5 protein-coding genes are annotated in these 3,910 nt (G+C 68.2%); 3 read left to right on the top strand and 2 right to left on the bottom strand.

From position 1 onward, the window contains the following. The coding region (locus GJ693_RS14475; protein WP_197042226.1) for a substrate-binding domain-containing protein at positions 1 to 409 on the bottom strand (409 nt) is incomplete at its 3' end. A 65-nt stretch (positions 410 to 474) separates the two neighbouring features. Between GJ693_RS14475 and GJ693_RS14470 the strand changes: the two genes are divergently transcribed. Beyond that, on the top strand, positions 475 to 1,611 hold the full coding sequence (locus tag GJ693_RS14470; protein WP_156256972.1) for a pyridoxal phosphate-dependent aminotransferase: 1,137 nt from the start codon (positions 475 to 477) through the stop codon (positions 1,609 to 1,611). On the opposite strand, the gene GJ693_RS14465 is transcribed toward GJ693_RS14470, so the two are convergent. Then, a complete protein-coding gene (locus GJ693_RS14465; RefSeq protein ID WP_235902948.1) occupies positions 1,608 to 2,855 on the bottom strand; it encodes a TCR/Tet family MFS transporter in 1,248 nt (415 codons plus the stop codon). The genes GJ693_RS14470 and GJ693_RS14465 overlap by 4 nt on opposite strands. A 73-nt stretch (positions 2,856 to 2,928) precedes the next feature. On the opposite strand from GJ693_RS14465, the gene GJ693_RS14460 reads away from it, so the two are divergent. Then, positions 2,929 to 3,318, top strand: a complete 390-nt coding sequence (locus GJ693_RS14460) for an NADH:ubiquinone oxidoreductase subunit NDUFA12 (protein ID WP_156256971.1) — start codon at positions 2,929 to 2,931, stop codon at positions 3,316 to 3,318. A 10-nt stretch (positions 3,319 to 3,328) separates the two neighbouring features. Beyond that, complete coding sequence (gene mlaD, locus GJ693_RS14455; protein ID WP_156256970.1) at positions 3,329 to 3,802, top strand: outer membrane lipid asymmetry maintenance protein MlaD; 474 nt, start codon at positions 3,329 to 3,331, stop codon at positions 3,800 to 3,802. The last annotated feature ends 108 nt before the right edge of the window (positions 3,803 to 3,910 follow it).

Genomic DNA, 3,910 nt, shown 5'->3' with positions numbered 1-3,910 from the left:
AGTGCGCGTGCGCCGGGTTGGCGATGGCGAGGTGCCGGATGCGACCCGCCCGAATCGCCGCCTTCAGGCTGGCCAGGCTGGTGACGCCGCTGGCGCGCGTGGCCACCAGCGCCAGCCGGCCCAGCGCATAAGGTCGGCGTTCCACGCCCGGCACGGCGGCCGCCAGCCGGTCGGCATGGCTGGCATCGGCCAGCAGCAGCAACTGGAAGGGCGCGCCATTCAGCACCTGTTGCACCATCTGGCCGGAGGACCCGAAGGACAGGTTCAATTGCTGGCTGCTTTCGGCCTGGTACGCGCTCGCCAGCGGCGGCAGCACCAGCCGCAGATCGGCCGCCGCCGCCACCGGGGCTGGCGCACCCGCCCAGGCTGGCGACACGAGACAGAGCAACAGCAGGAACAGGCGGATCATGGCTGGCGTTGTGCCAGCCCGACGCCACAGGTGCAACGCGCGACAAAAGCCGCTATCGCCCCGGCATGCACCGCCCTGATCCTGTCGAGCCCTTCCACGCCATCACCCTGTCGCGCCTCGCCCGCCGGCTGGAGGCGGAGGGGCGCAGCATCATTCACATGGAGTTTGGCCAGCCTTCCACCGGCGCACCGGCCGCCGCCATCGCGCGCGCCGCGGACGTGCTGGCCAATGATCCCGGCAGCTATTGGGAATCGGAGCCGCTGAAGGCCCGCATCGCCGCGCTCTACCAGTCGCGCCACGGTGTGCATGTCGCCCCGGAACGCATCGTGCTGTCGTGCGGCGCGTCGCCGGCGCTGGTGCTGGCGCTCACCTCGGCGTTCCGGCCGGGGGACGTGATTGCCATGGCCCGGCCCGGCTATGTCGCCTATCGCAACAATGTTCGGGCCCTGGGCATGACGGTCCAGGAAATCGCCTGCGGCCCGGAAACCCGCTACCAGATCACCGCGGCACAACTGGCGGCGCTCGATTCCGCCCCGGCCGGCGTCATCATCGCCAGCCCGGCCAACCCCACCGGCACCGTCATCCCGGCCAGCGAAATGCAGGCCATCGCCCGCGTCTGCCGGGACCGCGGCACCCGCATCGTGTCGGACGAGATCTACCACGGCCTGTCCTTCGTCGGCCCGGTGGCGAGCGCGCTCGAATACGCGCCCGATGCGCTGGTGGTGAACAGCTTCTCCAAATATTTCTCGATGGTCGGCTGGCGGCTGGGCTGGCTGGTGGCGCCCGAAGACCTGGTTGACGCAGCGCGGGCGCGGATGGGCAATCTCTTCCTCACCGCTCCCACGCTGTCGCAGCACGCCGGGCTGGTGGCGATGGACTGCGTGGACGAGCTCGAAGCGCACGTGGCCCGCTATGCCGCCAACCGCCAGCTGATGCTGGACGCACTGCCAACGATGGGCCTGACGAGGATCGCCCCGCCCGATGGCGCCTTCTACATCTGGGCCGATGTCGGCCACCTGACCGATGATGCGATGCAACTGGCCGAACAGCTGCTGCTCGATACCGGCGTGGCGACCGCACCGGGCATCGATTTCGATCCCGTCGAGGGCCGGCATTTCCTGCGCTTCAGCTTTGCGGTGGACACGCCCCTGGTAAAGGACGCGATCGCGCGAATGACGCCCTGGTTCCAGGCGCGCGGCTAACCTGCCGCCACCACCCGCCGCCCGGCGTGGGCGCGCCAAAACATCACCGCCGTCAGCCCGACAAAGAACAGCGACACCACGAACGGCGCGCCAGGGGCGCGGACCGGCGCATCGGCGGCGGAAAAGCGCGCAAACACCGTCGTCATCAGCGGCGGCCCGATGATGGCCGAAAGGCTCTGGATCGAGGCGACGGCGCCCTGCAGTTCGCCCTGTTCCGATGCCGCCATCTCGGTCGACATCAGGCCCTGCAGGCAGGGGAACACCAGCCCCTGGCAGGCCGAAATCGCAATGCCGACATAGACCATCCAGCCCTGATCGGCGAGCGCGTAGGTGGAATAACCCGCCACCGCCGAGGCAATGCCCAACAGGATGATGCGGCGCTGGCCAAAACGCGGGATCAGCTTGCGGCCGAGGAAGCCCTGCACGATCGCCCCGGTGACGCCGACTGCCGCCAGGCTCCAGCCCACCTGTTCCGGCGTCCAGCCATAACGCAACTGACCGTGATAGCTCCAGATCGAGTAGAGCGACTGGTAAGAGAGCGTCCACACGAACACGGTGGCGGCCAGCATCAGCACCACCGGGTGCGCTGATTTCAGCCGCATCAACGCGCCGACCGGATTGGCCCGGCGCCACTCGAACTTGCGGCGCAGGGGCGGCGGCAGCGATTCGGGCAGCACGAACAGGCCATAGAGGAAATTGCTCATGGCGAGGCCCGCCGAAACCAGGAACGGCACTTCAGTGCCAAAGCGCGCCACGAAGCCGCCCAGCGCCGGCCCGATGATGAAGCCGAAACCGAACGCCATGCCGATCACGCCGAAATTCGCCCCGCGCTTTTCGGGCGGCGTCACGTCGGCGATATAGGCGTAAGCCGTGGGGAAGGTCGCCCCGGTGATGCCAGCGATGACGCGGGCGGCCACCAGCCACCACAAGGTCGGCGCAAAGGCCATCACCACATAATCCAGGCTGAAGGCGGCCAGGCTGGCCAGCAGCACCGGGCGGCGGCCGAAGCGGTCTGACAATCCGCCGATCACCGGCCCCATCAGGAACTGGATGCTGGCATAGAGGAAGGCGATCCAGCCCGACACCTCAGCGGCATGGGCCAGATCCTGCCCGGAAAGCTTGACGATCAGCTGCGGAAACACCGGGATGACGACGCCAAAGCCGATGGCGTCGATCAGCACGGTGATGAAGATGAAGGCCAGGGCGCGGGTCACGCGCGCTGGGTAGCGGCTTTTTCGTCTCACGCCTATCCGCGATGACCGGGGTTGCGCGGGTGCGGCAAAAATGTTTTGGGTGACCCAAAGGAGCAACTGTCTCGTGTCCGTGCTCAAGACGATCTTCACCTGGTGGAACGGCCCCGGAATCGGCACCCGCATCTTCACGGCCCGCAACGGCCAGGAAGTCGGCCGCGACAGCCAGGGCAATATCTATTATCGCGCCGGCAGCGGCCCGAAAGAGCGGCGCTGGGTGATCTACAACGGCGAACCCGAAGCCACCCGCATCCCGCCGGAATGGCATTTGTGGATGCACAAGACGGTGAATGATCCGCCTAGCGCCAAGCCGCTGACCACCCGGGTGTGGGAACGCGAATGGACGCCGAACGCCACCGGCACCAGGCTGGCGCACAGCCCTGCGGGCGCGCTGATCGCTGGCGGCCCCCGCGCGGCGACCACGGGCGATTATCGCGCCTGGACGCCGGACAGTTGACGCCAGCACCATGGCCGGCACCCTGAAAGACAATCTGGCCGAAGCCCTGATCGGTCTGCTGGTGGTGCTGCTCGCCGCTGGCTTCGTCGCCTTTGCCTGGGCACGCACGGGCGCTGGCGAAGGCAGCGACGGCGTCACGCTGACCGCGCGCTTCCCCAATATTGGCGGCGTCACGCTGGGCACTGATGTGAAGGTGGCCGGCGTCAAGGTCGGCAAGGTGATCGGGCTGGAGCTGGATCCGACCAGTTACCAGGCCGTGCTGCGCCTGTCGGTCGACCGCGGGCTGAAGCTGCCGGTCGATTCCTCGGCCGCCGTCTCGTCCGAAGGCCTGCTCGGCGGCAATTATATTGCGCTCACCCCCGGTGCTGAAGGCCAGATGCTGAAGGACGGCGGCGAGATTGTCGAAACCTCGGGCGCGCCCGACCTGATGGGCCTGATTGGCAGCGTCGTGAATCGGTCCGGCGGCGATGCACCGGCAAAATAGGCGGCTGGCGCTGGCCTCCGGCCTGATCGCGGTCGCGGCCCCGGCCCAGGAAGCCGCGCCGCCGGCCCCGGAACCACCGCCCGTCGCAACCCCTGCTGCCCCGGCCCG

This window comes from Sandarakinorhabdus oryzae, assembly GCF_009733735.1.
GTDB classification, from domain to species: domain Bacteria; phylum Pseudomonadota; class Alphaproteobacteria; order Sphingomonadales; family Sphingomonadaceae; genus Sandarakinorhabdus; species Sandarakinorhabdus oryzae.
Note: the sequence above shows the minus strand (reverse complement) of the source record. Positions and strands in the feature narration are given on the sequence as shown.